The organism is Paenibacillus sp. p3-SID867, assembly GCF_025142895.1.
Taxonomy (GTDB): domain Bacteria; phylum Bacillota; class Bacilli; order Paenibacillales; family Paenibacillaceae; genus Paenibacillus_AQ.
The window spans coordinates 142909-159004 of the sequence record NZ_JAMBDM010000005.1; the positions used below are offsets into that span (position 1 = coordinate 142909).

At 50.8% G+C, this 16096-nt stretch carries 14 protein-coding genes and 1 pseudogene; 4 read left to right on the forward strand and 11 right to left on the reverse strand.

Translation table 11 applies throughout. The features are described 5' to 3' along the window. Position 1 precedes the first annotated feature (1 nt). The gene (locus M4D81_RS12405; protein ID WP_071222264.1) at positions 2-1618 is read right to left on the reverse strand and encodes a Na/Pi cotransporter family protein; all 1617 of its coding nucleotides are present in this window, start codon (positions 1616-1618) and stop codon (positions 2-4) included. 106 nt (positions 1619-1724) lie between these two features. Next, positions 1725-3341, reverse strand: coding sequence for an ATP-binding protein (locus tag M4D81_RS12410; RefSeq protein ID WP_235613216.1), 1617 nt, complete (start codon positions 3339-3341; stop codon positions 1725-1727). 241 nt (positions 3342-3582) lie between these two features. Here M4D81_RS12410 and M4D81_RS12415 point away from each other — a divergent pair, with 241 nt between their 5' ends. The 3 genes from M4D81_RS12415 to M4D81_RS12425 are packed head-to-tail and all read left to right on the forward strand — an operon-like array spanning position 3583 to position 4195. Continuing rightward, the gene (locus M4D81_RS12415) at positions 3583-3774 is read left to right on the forward strand and encodes a hypothetical protein (protein ID WP_235613209.1); all 192 of its coding nucleotides are present in this window, start codon (positions 3583-3585) and stop codon (positions 3772-3774) included. A 9-nt stretch (positions 3775-3783) separates the two neighbouring features. Continuing rightward, positions 3784-4020, forward strand: coding sequence for a hypothetical protein (locus M4D81_RS12420; protein ID WP_235613210.1), 237 nt, complete (start codon positions 3784-3786; stop codon positions 4018-4020). Between the two features lies 1 nt (position 4021). Then, positions 4022-4195, forward strand: a complete 174-nt coding sequence (locus tag M4D81_RS12425; RefSeq protein WP_235613211.1) for a hypothetical protein — start codon at positions 4022-4024, stop codon at positions 4193-4195. Positions 4196-4361: 166 nt separating this feature from the next. Here the strand turns inward: M4D81_RS12425 and aspA are convergent, their stop codons facing one another. From aspA to M4D81_RS12440, 3 genes are all read right to left on the reverse strand, one after another. Beyond that, positions 4362-5822 (reverse strand): aspartate ammonia-lyase, encoded by a 1461-nt coding sequence (gene aspA, locus M4D81_RS12430; protein ID WP_235613212.1) that lies wholly within the window; start codon positions 5820-5822, stop codon positions 4362-4364. Positions 5823-6042: 220 nt separating this feature from the next. After that, the gene (locus M4D81_RS12435; protein WP_071222266.1) at positions 6043-7407 is read right to left on the reverse strand and encodes a sensor histidine kinase; all 1365 of its coding nucleotides are present in this window, start codon (positions 7405-7407) and stop codon (positions 6043-6045) included. Further along, entirely contained in the window at positions 7404-8123 is a 720-nt protein-coding gene (locus M4D81_RS12440; RefSeq protein WP_071222267.1) for a response regulator transcription factor, read from the reverse strand. Before M4D81_RS12440 ends, M4D81_RS12435 begins: the two co-directional genes overlap by 4 nt. 160 nt (positions 8124-8283) lie before the next feature. Between M4D81_RS12440 and M4D81_RS12445 the strand changes: the two genes are divergently transcribed. Further along, entirely contained in the window at positions 8284-9015 is a 732-nt protein-coding gene (locus M4D81_RS12445) for a hypothetical protein (protein ID WP_260066568.1), read from the forward strand. A 104-nt stretch (positions 9016-9119) separates the two neighbouring features. On the opposite strand, the pseudogene M4D81_RS12450 reads toward M4D81_RS12445, so the two are convergent. The 6 genes and pseudogenes from M4D81_RS12450 to M4D81_RS12475 all read right to left on the reverse strand — a co-directional run bounded on the left by M4D81_RS12450 (position 9120) and on the right by M4D81_RS12475 (position 15945). Further along, a pseudogene (locus M4D81_RS12450) lies at positions 9120-10039 on the reverse strand (polysaccharide deacetylase family protein). Next, positions 10011-11333 (reverse strand): MFS transporter, encoded by a 1323-nt coding sequence (locus tag M4D81_RS12455; protein ID WP_216532768.1) that lies wholly within the window; start codon positions 11331-11333, stop codon positions 10011-10013. The pseudogene M4D81_RS12450 and the gene M4D81_RS12455 overlap by 29 nt, the downstream one beginning before the upstream one ends. 258 nt (positions 11334-11591) lie before the next feature. Further along, positions 11592-12623, reverse strand: coding sequence for a copper amine oxidase N-terminal domain-containing protein (locus M4D81_RS12460; RefSeq protein ID WP_260066571.1), 1032 nt, complete (start codon positions 12621-12623; stop codon positions 11592-11594). A 167-nt stretch (positions 12624-12790) separates the two neighbouring features. Then, positions 12791-13390, reverse strand: coding sequence for a TetR/AcrR family transcriptional regulator (locus tag M4D81_RS12465; RefSeq protein ID WP_397376681.1), 600 nt, complete (start codon positions 13388-13390; stop codon positions 12791-12793). A gap of 28 nt (positions 13391-13418) precedes the next feature. Next, positions 13419-14867 (reverse strand): MDR family MFS transporter, encoded by a 1449-nt coding sequence (locus M4D81_RS12470; protein ID WP_397376688.1) that lies wholly within the window; start codon positions 14865-14867, stop codon positions 13419-13421. 358 nt (positions 14868-15225) lie between these two features. Beyond that, entirely contained in the window at positions 15226-15945 is a 720-nt protein-coding gene (locus tag M4D81_RS12475; RefSeq protein WP_071222273.1) for a glycerophosphodiester phosphodiesterase, read from the reverse strand. Between the last annotated feature and the right edge of the window lie 151 nt (positions 15946-16096).

Genomic DNA, 16096 nt, shown 5'->3' on the forward strand with positions numbered 1-16096 from the left:
CTTACTCCTCGTGCATGACGAACTGAGCGATGTTCTTACTGTGGTCTCCGACACGTTCCAAGTTGCTCAGAATATCGAGATAGACCGCTCCAGAGTTCCCTGTGCACAGATTCTGGTTCAACCGCTGGATATGACTCTTGCGGAACCTAACTTCCATCTCGTCTAATTGCCGCTCATAGTCCAGCACCTCTTGAGCCGCGGCCACGTCATTATGCTCTAACGCAGTCAGCGCCCGTTCCACTGCCTTATCAGCCAGGGATAACATTTCCTTCAACTCACGCCCGGCTTCCTCTGAGAACTCAACCTTTTTATTGATGCTGAATTCGGAGAGCTCCACGATATTTTCCGCGTGATCGCCGATACGCTCAATATCGTTCACCAGTTGGAACCAACCGGAGGCTTTTTCGGACTCCCCTTCGGGCAATCCGTTCTGCTGCTGGATTTTCACCATATAATCCGTAATCTTCCGATTCAATTCGTTGATAAGCTCTTCCTTCTGCAGGGCGAGTTCCCCTACCCGAGATTCCTTGGTAAAAAAGAAGGTAGATGCATCATTGAGTGTCTCGCGAGCATATTGCCCCATACGCAATATTTCATGCTGGGCTTGTCCAAAAGCAACCGCCGGCGTTGCCAGTAAACGCTCATCCAGATAGATCGCCTTGAATTCAATTTCCTGCAATTTGCCCGGAATGATCTTGGTTACGAACCATGCCAGCGCCGGAATTAGAGGCAGGAAGATCAGGGCATTGGTCGTATTGAAGATGCCGTGAGCGTACGCGATTTGCATACGGATATTAACGCCTTCACCCAGCCACGCCACCAGAGAATGCACGGGAATCAGCAGAATCATGAAGATAATGGCACCGATGACGTTAAAGATGACGTGCACCAAGGCTGTTCGCTTTGCGGCGACTGTTGCGCCAATCGAAGCAAGCACTGCCGTAATGGTGGTCCCGATGTTATCGCCAAACAGGATCGGTAGCGATCCTTGCAGGCTGATCATGCCTTCGTCTGCAATCGTCTGCAATATACCAATGGTCGCGCTTGAGCTTTGCACAATCACCGTGAACAAAGTACCAACAATAAGAGCCAGGATCGGTTGGTCCTTTAGCTGGATCATAAAATCCGTGAAGGCAGGAAGCTGACTAAGCGGCTTCACCCCACTGCCCATAGTCGACAACCCCAGGAACAGGGTACCAAAGCCAAAAATCACTTGGCCAATATATTGGAATCTTTTCTTGTTAAAGAAAAATAAAAAGAACGCTCCTACCGCAATAATGGGCAGTGCATATTCTTCAATTTTGATCCCCACGATAAATGCAGTCATGGTTGTGCCAATGTTGGCGCCCATAATAACGCCTATGGCTTGTCGAAGTGTCATCAGTCCCGCATTGACCAGTCCGATCGCCATCACGGTCGTTCCTGATGAGGATTGAATCAGAATCGTGACACCGACACCGACCAGCACGCCCAGCACCGGGTTGGACGTGTATTTCTCCAGCAACCCGCGCATTTTGTCTCCTGCTGACTTCTGCAGTCCGTCCGACATATACTTGATGCCGAACAGAAAAATGCCCAAGCCGCCTACAAACTTAAATAGGATATCCTGCCAATCCAAGAAAAAAATCCTCCTTTAGATGTCAACCTCGTAGTGTGGATATAAAAACCCTCTAATAATTTAGCATAATATCACAACAAGTTACACCTATCTAAGTATCGACATATTACGAGATCGGCAGACTTATTTCGACCGATGTCCCTCGCTCTTCCTCGCTCCGGATGACAATCCGGCCATTATGGCTCTCCATGATCCGGTGGACGATCATAATGCCAAGGCCATTGCCGTCCGGCTTGGTCGTATGAAATGGCTCCCCAATCCGCTGAAGCACATCGTCCGTCATGCCGGAGCCGTTATCCGTAAAGATCACGCGTTGATATCCTTCCTGCACATCCAGATGAATGTGAATGTTCCCGCCATGCGGCAAGGCTTCCATCGCATTCTTCAGAATATTAAGAAAAACTTGCTTAATCTGGTTCCGGTCGCATAGAATCGTAGCATTCTGCCCGATGTTTCGGGTCATCTCGATCCCGCTAAGCTCCGCCTGGATCGCAAACAAGTGGAGCACCTCATCCAGAATTTGGCCGCAGTCCTCAAGCTTAAAGACCGCAGCCTGGGGCTTGCCCAAAATCATAAATTCCCCTACCATCAGATTGGCCCGTTCCAGTTCGGACATGATCAGGTCATAGTGCCGAAGACAGCCCTCCTTATTCGCCAACTGGAGCATTCCCTTCACCGTGGTGAGCGGGTTACGCACTTCATGGGCGATGCTTACGGCAACCTGACCGGCAAACACCAGCTTTTCCGTATTCCGAAGCACTTCCTCCGTACGCTTCAACTCCGTAATATCACGAAGAAAACCTACCACCCGCATGAGCTGTCCCTCACGGTCGTAAGCAGGCTGAACATCCAGTATATAGTGATTCATGTTTCCGGATATCTCAAGCGAAAGCTCTTCTCCGATGCAGATTTGCTGCCTGTGTATCACACGCTCATAGTACTCACCAATCGGTTTAATACCAAACACCGAGCGACCCACATATTGGGTTCGTCTCCTATCACTGCCGCCGTCCGGGCACAGCAGGCTTAAGCTGGTTTCGTTCATCTCCAGAATCTGACCCTTTGCATCGGTAATGATCACGCCATAATGATTTGTTCCGAGAAGCACCTGATTCAAGGTTTGCAGCTGCGTGTTCTGTTTGCGGGTAACCATCTCCCGTTCCAGGGAATCGGCCATCGTGCACAACAAAGCATGCAAATGCGGGTGAACAAACTCCCTGTTCGTCATTAGAGAGATCGTTCCTAGGATCGCCTTCCCATCCTCGCCGTAAAAGGGAGCCGAATAACATGCCATACGGTGAAGAATGTGATGAAAATGGTCCTCTCCTATCAACGTAAACGGCCGTTCGTACCGGAGACACAGATCAATTGAGCTTGGACCGTCTTCTTGGGAATAGCCGTTGCCCTCGGTGATACCCAAATACCGGGCTGTTTCTATGATGGTCGGGTCCCCTTCCATATCAAGAATGAATCCCTCGTTATCCGTAATCGTAATCACGACAGGGTTCCCTGATCCGGAAGAAAGGAACTTATTCACGAAAACCTGTATCACTTCGATGTATTCTTTATATTTTGCACGTCTTGCGGCCAATACTTCGTCATTCAATCGATTCGTATGTGTTGGAACCAGCTCCGGGTTCATCCCCTTGTCTATACACTGCTGCTTCGTTTGCCGAATGATCTCCTGATCGGTTATTTCAACACATCGATTATCCAAAACCACATACCCCTTTTTATCATACTGCCACATTAATGTAACCTAACGTTTATTCTATCACTTTTATCGGCAAATGGAGCCTGCCAGTAATACTTAATGCGAATGTAAACATGGCAGCTTTCATCTTAACATTTATCAAGGTATACGGGATGAGCAGATATTTGGAAACATACTCTTATATTCTCCTCCTGTTGATGTAACAAATTTACAGCAAGATCCGTTTAGGATGTAAAGGAGATGAGAATCCATGTTCAAACCCAATATGGCTTACTTGTTCCTCATGGCCGTTCTATTTCTTGTAACAGCCTGTTCCAGCAATCAAGCTGAAGCCCCGGCCCCATCATCTGATCCTCCGACAACTGCAGTGACGGACTACAACAGTACGGCGGAAAACGTATTTTCATTATATGAAGGAGAAGACATGAGTACCGAGGATTAGGTCACGAACATGCTTGCTCAATTGGAAGGCATGGACTGGACAGAATACAACCGCCTGAGCAATGGCAAAACATTGGAGACTCTTGAGCTGCTGTATACTCACCGGTCCCATATCAAACCCGAACATTACAGGAGCCTGTTTCTGGCAACCACCAATCTGGACGGTGCCTCTGCCGAGCAATATGCTGCCATCGCAGGGAGAATGGTTTACCAGGGACACGGAGGGCGTAGTTCGAGCACTCGCTGATTTGAGTGACAACGATATTAGGCAAAGCGTCATATCCAGTATTGCTTACCATCTTGGTTATCAGAATGTTGCACAGGTGAAAGAAGAGCTCGAGCAATGGCAAATGAACAAGGAGCTGGATGATCCCGAGAAGAACATCATCGCCTCTCTTATAGCCGCACTCAACAATCCATAACACCCATCACACCCTTGCACTGCGGGTCATTTGTTGCAAATAGCTAACACGGTTTCATAAGCCTTTATCTACAACATCTGTCAGAGATAATTGACAGCACCAAAAAAGAGCCGATCCAAGATGACATCTTGGTCGGCTCTTCGTATCGATCAAACGAGGGTACACCTTATTGGTTCAGCAGGAACTCTTCTCCGGCAATACCTGGGGATGTCATATGATAAGGGTCCAGAATGACCTGGATCTGTTCCTCTGTCAAAAGACCCTGCTCCAGAATAATCTCCCTGATGCTTTGGCCTGTCTTCTGCGCTTCCTTCACGAGTCTGGAGGCTACGTCATAACCCAGATGCGGGTTCAATGCCGTAATAATGCCGTAGCTGTTATCCACGAAGTACTTGCAGCGTTCCTTATTCGCCGTAAGATCGACCATCAGATTCTTGTAGAACACATCCATGCCGTTCTTCAGGATTTTGAGGGAATGCATCAAGTTGTTCGCTGCGACAGGAACCATGACGTTAAGCTCGAATTGCCCGGCTTCGCATGCCAAACTGATCGTATGGTCATTGCCGATAACCTGGAACGACACCTGGTTCATGACCTCGGCCATCACCGGATTGACCTTGCCCGGCATAATCGACGAACCCGGTTGTCTTGCAGGTACGTTCAATTCGTTCAAGCCCGCTCTCGGGCCGGAAGCCATCAAGCGGATATCGTTGCACATTTTCGAGAAGTTCACGGCACACACTTTGAGCGCAGCCGACAATTCCATATACGCATCGGTATTTTGGGTGGCATCGACCAAATCTTCAGCTTGCTTCAAGGAGAAGCCTGTCTGCTCAATTAAATGCTGGACGACACTGTGCATATAGTCCGGTGTTGCATTAAGCCCCGTACCCACCGCGGTCGCCCCCATATTAACGACTAACAAGCCTTGCGCGGCCCGCTCGATCCGGTTGATGTCACGAGTCAGAACATTGGCATAAGCCCCGAACTCTTGTCCGAGTCGAATCGGTACCGCATCCTGCAGATGCGTGCGCCCCATCTTGATGACATCATCAAATTCCTTGGCCTTCTCCTGAATGCCGGCAACCAAGGTCCGGAACACCTCAAGCAAATCCTGTGTCAGACGGTAAGACGCGATTCGGATCGCCGTCGGAATGGCATCGTTCGTGGACTGCGACATATTAACATGATTATTAGGATTGCAGTAGAAATACTCGGCCTTCTGTTTCCCCAAAATCTCCAGCGCTCGGTTCGCTAATACCTCATTCATATTCATATTGATCGAAGTGCCTGCTCCGCCCTGAATGGAATCGACAATGAATTCGGAACGGAGATTGCCCGCGATGATCTCGTCTGCCGCCTCTATTATGGCACTGCCTATCTTTTTCGGCAGCAGGCCAAGCTCCATGTTCGCCAGGGCTGCGGCTTTCTTAACTTCGCCCAGTGCAGATATCAATTCTGCATGGATGGGTACCCCGCTGATCGGAAAATTCTCTACCGCCCTAACCGTATTAATTCCGTAATAGGCTTCCACAGGAAGCTGTTTTTCCCCCAGAAAATCTTTTTCAATTCGATACTGCATATCCATGGACAACATCACCATCGCCTTTTGATTATTTTGTATCATGCTTGTCACCTGTTATCATCCAGCTTGCCCGGATATATACAGAATTCTGCCTTCCCACTTGAAATCCTCTATAGCTTACGCGTTTTGTTAGAGAATATTGAATAATATGTGCGAATGCGCAAAAAAAAGAGGCCTTACCTAAGTATAATTACCCAGAAAAGCCCCCCCTTACCCCATCGTGATGATTCTGTCTGTAGCCCATGATGGGGACACACCTGAACTAGAAGACGGCGGTCTTCCTATGCGGAGGGAAACCTACCGAGATGACGGCCCCTCCCTCCGTTCGATTCCCTGCCGTGATCAGACCTCCGCAGCGCTCCACAATGGCCCGAGCAATGGCCAGACCCAGACCGGACTCCCCATTCTTGCCCTTCACAAACCGGTGGAACAAATACGGCAGCAGTTCCTCGGATATGCCTTCGCCATCATCGGAAACGGTGAGGAATACCCGGCTATTTTGGATTCCGGCTTGAATGTATATATGCTTGCTCGCGTGCCTTGCTCCATTCGAAACGATGTTCAGCAGCGCTTGCAGCAGCTTATCCCGGTCAGCATACACCATTAACGATTCGTTATCGCCATAGGAAAGATGCACGAACAGTCCTTTTTTCACCAAGACCGGATTGACTCTTTCGATCGCTTCCTCCACCAGCTCCTTCAAATTGACCGCTGTTGCCTTAAAGATATCATCCTCGCTGTCCAGCTTCGCGAGCAGCGTCATCTCGGTCACGATATTGGTCATGCGGCTGCTCTCACTCATAATGATATCCAGCCCTTTGCGGATCTCCTCCCCTTCGAATACCCCGTCCCGAATTCCCTCCGCATACCCGGAGATGGACATAAGCGGCGACTTCAGCTCGTGGGATGCGTTCTGGAAGAATTGCTTCTGCACATGATTGTACCGCTCCAGCTCACCCGCCATTTCGTACACGGACTCTGCAACTACGCCGATCTCTCCGCTTGCCGACACCCGCTGAACTTCGGAGAACTGACGCTCTTTCACCTTCTTCAATTCCTCCCGCAGCAGCATGAGCGGCTTAATCAATCTCTTGGTGATGAACAAGCTTAAGATAACCATGATTACGCCTCCCACAGCAAATACGAGCATCAAACGCCCCATCAGCGCCTGCTCAATGGCCTTAATCTTGCTGATCGGAGTGATCAGTGTCATCGTCCCTTGAGGAACCGCCGTCACCTCGGTGAGGAATTGACCACTCCCCGCTGCGGATGAGTATGAAGCCACAAAGTCCGGACGAATCGCCTGACTTACCATGGATTGTGCGGAGGGAGTTACCGGACTCGAGCTGACCACATTCCCTTCGTTATCCTGGATGATTACGCCTACCTCCATAACCTGTGCCGAGGTCAAGCCGCTAACAGCCAAAGGCGCACTCTCGATAGGAATGCTCTGGGCGGCGGCAGTTTCGAGTTTAGCCGTCAGCTCAGCCCCTATGGTCTGCATGTCCTTTCTCTGCGTCCCGATAAAATGGTCCATCAGCACATAATGAATCACAACCGCCGTCACGGAAAGTACGAGTATTAACGACAAGGCAAACGCAAGATTGATCTGATGCACCAGCTTCATATCGATGATTCCTCCCCATCCACTCTCATTCGGTAACCATGCCCCCAGATGGCCTCGATCGGCAGCTGCTCCACCTTCTTGCGAAGCCGTTTAATGAGATGATCGACCGCACGGTCGCTTCCAAAATAGTCTTCGCCCCATACGGAGGTTAGCAGCTCATCCCTTGTAAACGCACGGTTCGGATGCTCGGCAAACACTTTCAGCATCTCGAATTCTTTGTTGGTCATATCCACTTCTTCCCCATCCCAGAACACGCGCCGCTCCTCGAGCATTAACTGAAGGCGTCCGTTGCTGAGCTCCGGAGAAGCCGCCGCAAGCCGCGGAACACGCTCCTCATGATGGAATTTGTACCATCGGTTCAGCTGTCGCTTGATTCGGGCAACCAACTCGCGGGGACTGAAGGGCTTGACCATGTAGTCATCGCTTCCCAGCTCAAGCCCCAGTATTTTATCCACTTCGCTATCCTTGGCAGAGATCATGATGATCGGGACCTCGGCCTCTGCACGGATCCGTCGGCACAATTCGAAGCCGTCCATGCCGGGCAGCATAATATCCAGCACCCACATATCCGGCGGATTCGTTCTCCACATCTCCCAGCCCTCCTCTGCCGTGCCAAGGCCAACCGTCTTGTAGCCCTCCTTGCGCAAATAAGCTTCCACCAAATTTCGTATATGCTGATCATCGTCAACCACGGCGATGAGATAATTTTGGTTCATATATATAGACCTCCGGGCTTCATCTCCTCTCAGTATACCAAGCTGTAGGAAGATGAAGGGGATTGCCATTATTTTTCCACAAATACACCAATGTTCTGCCAATGCTGACTCGTACACTGGGTACTGTAAGACAAACCAACCCCACAAGGAGTGTTAATCGATGAAACACAAACTGTTTGGCAAGCTCGCCCTGTCCGCCGCCCTGCTTGGAACCGCAGCCGTCCCCGTACATGCATCAGGAGCTGACACAAGTGATGTACCAAAACAACCAGGCAATAGCGCACCTATACAAGCCGCCACTACCATCTCCATTCTGCCGAACCCGCTGGAATTGGCAGAGAGATATGCACCGGAAACGGTACAGGATTGGAAAGAAACACTTGAGAAGTACGGCAAGCTTGCCGGAGCCGAGGGAACCTTCTTCTTCTCGGAGGCTGCAACTGTCGATGGAGACAACGGTGATGCACAGCCGGTTACGGGAGATGGCGAATTCGGAATTACAATTGCCGTAGAGGCTACTCCGGCTGTTGATATCAACGAGTCCCCGGGCAGCGGGGATATCAAGGAATTCAAAGCGATCCAGATCAAGGAGTTTACTCCACTAGAAGGTACGGCAATAGAAGTAGCCGAAGCTGTTAAAACCGATGCTGGCATAGTGAAACACGACGTGATCCATAGCGAGGCAGCAGGTATGGAGGCAGTGAAGCTCAGCGATGCAGCAAATTTGGAAGGAGTAAAAATCAGCGATGAAGATCTGGCTTTCATCCATGCCCGAATCGACCTCTTCAAAGCCGTAGGTTCCAAGGACTCGGATGCCATTAAAGAAGCATTGGCGAAGCTGCTGGACCAATACAAGGAACAGATCGCTAAGCTGGAAGCTGAGGCGAAGTAAACTTATACGTCAGCAGCAGCTAGCATCGGTTGGCGAAAGCCAATCGTACTTAACAGAAAAACAAGCCCAGCCGGTGCCGCGGCAGGGCTTGTTTTGGCATAGACTTACGTTTTTTTGGCCATTGCCTTCATCAGCTTCATGGCCGAGCGCACGCGCGGCTTCTTTAAATGCTCCTCTACATAACGGTAATCCGTCAGAATTACCTTGGCATCCCGCAGTCCGTAAGCAAAATCGTCATCGAACAGCAGCCCCGGTACTCCCACACCCGCTTCTCCCAATGCGGGATATTCGCCAGCATCCATTCATCTTCCGCTCCGGGATGGACGTAGGTTTCACTGACCCCTTCAGGGAGTCTGTACAGCTTATCAATCAGCGATTGCTTGAAGCTTTCGTAGGTCTCTCCCTCAACAACGGGAAACGGATGAGAGAGCAAATAATCCGGGATCGGCACGCCAAACGTGTCAGCAAGGCCTGAAGCGAGCGCGACCGGACGCTCGATATTCGGCAGCGAGCTGAGCAGCGGATCCTCCGGGTAGATATAGCGGAATAGTCGCGCGGGGAGGCGCCAACGCGAAGTCTTCCACAGCATCTGCGGAATGAGGCTTCGCCCCGTTTCCATCCCGTACAGGCTGCCCATGTGATTATCCACATGGCTGATGCGGATGCCTGCCTTGCTCGCCAGCCTATACTGCGCCTCCAACTCTTTTAGCACGGCACCCGTCTCTGCCCCTCGTTCAAACTCCTGAACGGTCCGGTATTGATGGCCGCTGGCATCATGAAGGGAGGAATGCCCTGTTAAGCTGCTCCATCGCAGAGCCTCAAATTCGCTCGTCATGGTGAGGTGCAGCCCCACATTCGGTTGGCGTCGGCGTGCCGCCCAGGAGGCCGCCTCTTCAAAGCCGGGAGCCACGGTCATAATGGTTGCCGAAGAGACTTTGTTCTCCTCCAGCAGATGCCGGATCGCCTCATTCATGGCCTTGCTCTGCCCGAAATCGTCACAGTTGATGATCAGTCTTCGCTCCATGGTCGTGCCCGCCTCCTATGGTTTTTGAGAATTCGATTTTGGTGGCAAACGATAACAGGAAGGAAATCGCCAGCAAACACAATGGAACGACACTAATCAAATACCTGAAGGTCGATTCCGGATCGCTCCCCGGATTGTCACCGCTTTCATACCCGAATATCATGCCTACCACAAAAAATGCCAGGGCAGAGATCAATCCGCTGGAACGCGTAATAAATCCGCTGACAGCCGTATAGATCCCCTCTCTGCGCAGCCCCGTCCGCTCCGCATCTTCGTCGATAATGTTGCCGCTAACCATGGCCGGCGTTACCAGAAATCCCGCAAGACCGAATCCTACGCCAATGCCTGCCAGAATCCCGCTGATCAGATCATAGCCAAACCACAGAGGGATAACGGATAACCCATATACCCCTAGCGACAAACGCCATGCCTTAACGCCGTCCATCCGGCGGATCATCCAGTACCAGACGAATACCAGCGGAATGACCGATACAAACACGGCTGCCAGCAGAATAGATACTTGATTATCCGGGATATTGAGCACATATTTTGCGTAAAAAGGGATCGTCGAGCTTATTAGTCCATTTACCGTCTGAGCGAATGAATTGGAGATGTTAAACACCCAGAACTTCTTGTTGCGCAAGGTTTCGCGGAATGCTTGGACGAGCTTGAGCGGCTCGCTGGCGCTGTACGCCTCCTGCTCCCGCACGCTCATCATGCAGAGGAACATAAATACGCCGAACAGCAACGCGTACAGAATCGCCATACTCGAAAAACCCATGGCGTCATAAATAATCGGGGTCAGCGCGGTACCGATCAGTAACGCCACAACCTGGTAGCCCTGCTGGATGGCCGAGGCTTTCGCCCGGATGCGGTCTCCGCGGAACAGCTCAGGGAACAGCGCTCCGTAATTGACCCATAATACGGTCGCTACCGCTTCATACAGGATAAGGGCAACTAAGAACCACATGAACAGTCCGTTCTCAGACAATCCTTCCGGCGGCGAGAACACCAGCACGAAGGTCAGCATAAACAGCGGAATGGCGCCGAATACCCACGGCCTGCGCCGCCCCAGCCGGGTCTTCGTACGGTCGGACCAATACCCCATCAGCGGATTGTTAACCGCATCCCAGATCAGGAATACAGTTCGTGCCAGGGATGCCAGCCCTATGCCAAGACCCAATGTATCCACGTAGAAAAAGATGTAAAAGGAGCTGAACGCCTGGCTCGGAACCATCATGGCAAACATGCCAAGCGAATATGAATACGGCGAATTCACCCAACTGCGCTTCATCCGTTTCCCTCCATCCGTCATGGACGATTTTGTTGTACAGTATTCTGCGCATGGCACGAATATACCTGCTCCTGCCGGAGTTAGAGGGATTTCCATTATTGAGCTACGCCAAGCCATACTGCGACTTCTACGATGGCGTGACATTCCGAAGGGGTCAATGCCATTATGCCATGGAATCCCTTAAATCCCCATTCCCCCGCTTTACATTAACGACTAAGAAGCCTGGCGTTATCCGCCAGGCTTCTTAATTTACATTTCTTATTGAAGAACGATTTTGATTGCATTGCCGATCGGCGGCAGGCTCTTGGTGAGCATCGGGCTGTAGTAACCGATAATCTCTGCATCATCAGCCAAATCGCTTGCTTTCAAGGTTTTTCCGTCTTTATTCACGACAACCGTCTCAGGCGTCAAATTCAGGACGACTTCATTCGGCGATTGTTCCGTTAACCCTTTACCCTTAATCGTTACGCGCAGATTGCCGCCATCCGCATTGATGTCTGTGATGGCACCGGCTGTAGCGAGCTGCTGCGTCTCTTCCTTGTCCGACTTCACGCTGATTTCATAAGCATAGGTCTGCGGAGGCAGGCTCATGGTCATCGCCAGGCTGTGAACGGCTTCAATCTTCTTCCCCTTCGCAAGATCCTTAAGCTCGATCTTCTTGCCTTCTTCATCGCGGATAACAGTGTTCTGATCCACGTTCAGAAGGATTCCTTCCGTTCCCGTTCCGTTTATGTGAATGGCTTGGCGATCTTCGTTATTGATAATTTCGGTGATTTTGCCAGTGACGGTTTCCTTCTTCACTTCTTCTTCGGACGAAATGCTCACTTTCGTGCCATCGGCCGAGACGTTAGCATGGAGTACTTCGCTGAAGAAGTTAGCCGGAACATAGAGCGTGCCCTTCACATTCGCCGGCGCAGCGCCGAGAGACTTATACATTTTGTTAACCGCATACTGGTCTTTGCCCGTTTGCACGAGAGTCCAGATCGGGGATCCCGGTTTAGTCAGCTCCGCAGATCGGTCCTGTTGATTCCAACCCAGTTCAAATCCGAGCGCCTCGGATACACTCCGCAGCGGAATCATGACCTGCTTCGCATCGGCGTTCATATAACCGGTACCAGCCACTTCCTTACCGTTAACCAGAACACCATAATCCATTACAGCCGAAATTACGACCGGTTTCTGTTCCTGGCTGCCTCCAGTCAGGGGTGCTGCAGAAGCCGCTGCGCCACCGGAGACAGCGATGGCCGCAACCATCAGTGTCGCTGCTTGCTTCTTCCATTGTTTGTTCATGCTCATCATCCTTTCTAGGTGCCTTAAATTATCATGTACTACTATACTGACGGGCGTATTTGCCAAATGTTGCAATGAATTGATAAGTGAATGTGGAAGATAGCACGCAAAAAGGCCGTTCCGGGTTAGACTTATCAAGTCTTCCGAAACGGCCTCTATTATCTGACTTAGCGATGGATAAACAGTGGGTCAACAAAGCTTCTGCAGTATTCCTCCGCTATCTGCTCCGCGCTGTATCCCATATCACGCATGTATAGAATGATATCCGCGCGCGGCAGAGATGCGAGCATCACAGAGGTAAACTGAGGGTCAAGCGGCATCAGTACTCCCTGCTCCGCCGCACGCTCCAGCAGGCGCTTGATCTGAAACCGCAAAAACGTGAAGGGCGGGTTCTCACACATAATGTTCTTGGTGTCCTCCAGCCGGTCAGAGGTCAGCATTACCCTTAGCCACTCCAAGTCTTCATTGAAATGCAGAATGACCTTGGTCATCACCGTTCGCAGCCGATGAGCCACCGGTTCACCTTCGCTGCTCTGAAGGTAAACCTCCAGCCCCTCCATAAACCGATCGATCTTGGCTTCCATCAGCGTAAAGCAAATCTTGCTCTTGCTGGGGTAACGGCGGTACAAGGTGCCTTGCCCGATCCCGGCCGTTTTTGCCACTTGATGCATGGAGACGTCCTCGACTCCGTATTTATTAAATAAAGCCTGAGCCGTATCCAAAATCTTTTGACCCAACTCGTCATACTCTTTCGGCAATGCACGCATCCCTTTCTAATTTGAACACACGGGAACCTTATGCAGCAGACTGTTCTTCTTCAACGGGTGAAGTTGTGCGTTTAACAAATAACCCCAGTACTAAGGCGATGATTGCAAGAACAAGTCCGATTACGAAAGCATTATGAAGACCGGCAACCATGCTCTCTACCGGATTGAGATCCCCGGTTGTTTCAACGTAATTTTTAGCACCCGCTGTCATGATGCTGATAAAGAGCGCCATACCTACGGCTCCTGCTACCTGCTGCAGTGTATTCATGATGGCTGTTCCATGCGGATACAGCAAGCGCGGCAGCTGATTCAAGGCTGTAGTCTGGGCCGGCATCATAACCATCGAAATCCCTATCATCATCATAACATGAAGGAAGATAACATAACCACCGGTCCATGAAGCGTCGATGCGCGAGAACAGGAAAATAGCGATACTCAAGAGAGCAAGACCAGGGATAATCAGAACCCTCGGTCCGAATTTATCGAACAGCTTCCCTGTAATCGGCGCCATCAATCCGTTGATGATACCACCAGGCATCATGACCAGGCCTGCCGCAAGCGCAGTTAAGCCCAGTGCGTTCTGCAGGAACAATGGCAGCATGATCATCGTGGAGAACATGCTCATCATCAGTACCAGCATCAGTACGGTCACGAGTGAGAACATTGGAAATCTGAATGTACGCAGATCCAGCATCGGTTCCTTCATCTTCAGTTGGCGCCATACAAAGAACAGCAAGCTGATGGCCCCTGCCGCAATGCACCATATCACCTTGGGATCAGACCAGGTGCCTTCTCCGGCGCTGCTGAATCCATATACGATACCCCCGAAACCGATGGTAGACAGAATAATCGAAATATAATCGACCTTCGGCTTGGTCAGTACGGATACGTTTTTCAGGAAAACCGCAGCAAATATGATGGAGAACGCAGCCAATGGAATGACCAGATAGAACAACCAGCGCCAGTTCAGCGCGTCCACGATCAAGCCCGAAAGCGTCGGTCCGATCGCCGGGGCCGTCATGATGACAAGACCGATCATGCCCATGGCGGCTCCGCGATTCTGAGGCGGATAAATACTAAGTATGGTGTTCATCAGAACCGGCAGCATGAGCCCCGTTCCGACCGCTTGCAGGATACGCCCTACCAGCAGCACCCCGAATGCCGGTGAGAAGCCGCAAATAATCGTACCTATAAGAAATAGCGTCATGGCGCCTATAAACATCTGTCTTGTCGTGAACCACAGCTGCAGCAGCGCCGTGACCGGCACCAGAATACCGACAACCAGCATATAGGATGTTGAAAGCCACTGAACCGTCGACTCTCCAATACCAAACTGCTCCATCAAGCTTGGGAAAGCGATGTTCAGCAGTGTTTCATTCAAGATGGAAACGAACGCGCCGATAATCAGTGCGGCAACAATCGGCCCTCTTTTTATTTTACTTAAATCAATCTTGGCCGAACTTGGCCCCACTCCCATATCCAAGACCTTATCCTCCCTTATCTCTGTATACGGACAATTGTCCGGTAATGCGTTTTTTATTCTAACGGACAATTGTCCGCAGGTCAACTGAAAATTTTCATTAAATTTTCAAATTCGGCAATCCGAATGAAGTCCGCCGCATTGTCCGCTAGTATAAGCAGCAGACACGCGCAGGATATCAGATATTTAGCCCATTAATTAAAAATAGGACCTGCCCCCGCTCCACAACCAAGGACAGATCCTTTGATACGTACACCTGCCGACTCCAGGGACCGTCAACGGGCGTTTCCCCTAACCTTATAAATGCAAGCGGCGCTTTGTACATGTCATCCCAGCAAGCGCATCAGTTGGAGCGTTACGCGTTCAGCGCAATCTTCTCCTTGTATACTCTGGCCCAGCCCTCCAGATTGTTCGTAACGATCAAGAGCTCAGGGTATTGGGCAAGAGATGCCAGTATATCCTCATCGTCCGGCGTCCAGACAATGAGCTGGATACCCCGCTTGCGCGCCTCCTCCATAAAGGAAGGAGTCACGTACACATATTTGACGGACACATAACGAGCCCCGATCTTCTCCAGATATGGGAACACCGATGGCGTAGCTCCATATATCACAAGGCCCAGCTCAATGTCAGGATCCAGGGAGCGTGCCCGTTCAATGGAATAATGATCGAAGGAGGTGAGGAACACCTGCTTCTCCATGCCCGTATCCTTAATCACGTCAATGACCTTCTGTTCCAGGCCGGGGTAGGTATCCCCCATCTGCTTCAGCTCAATGTCAACGATCATCCGATCCTTGGCAAAACGCAGTGCTTCCTCCAGCGTGGGAATCACTTCTCCTGAACCTGCATCCAGCTTGCGTATTTCCTCCAGCGTGAAGGCATTGATTGCCCCCGTTCCGTTGGTCGTTCGGTTTACCGTCGCATCATGAATTACAACGGGCACGCCGTCCTTCGTCAGTTGGACATCCAGCTCCAAGTGCGAGAAGCCAAGCTCCAATGCTTTCTGAAAGCCCAGCATCGTGTTCTCCGGGTATTTCAGCGGATACCCTCTATGAGCCAATCCACGTACTTCCATGTGCAATTCCTCCATATCTAGTCGATTGATGGCCTCGATCACGTCAGTATCTTACGGTAACGGACTGACTTACGTAATCGGGGTGCTATTTGAAGCTCTATAGGACTGTTCGCCATGAACTTTCCGATCCCTGCTGTCTGCAGCAGATCAT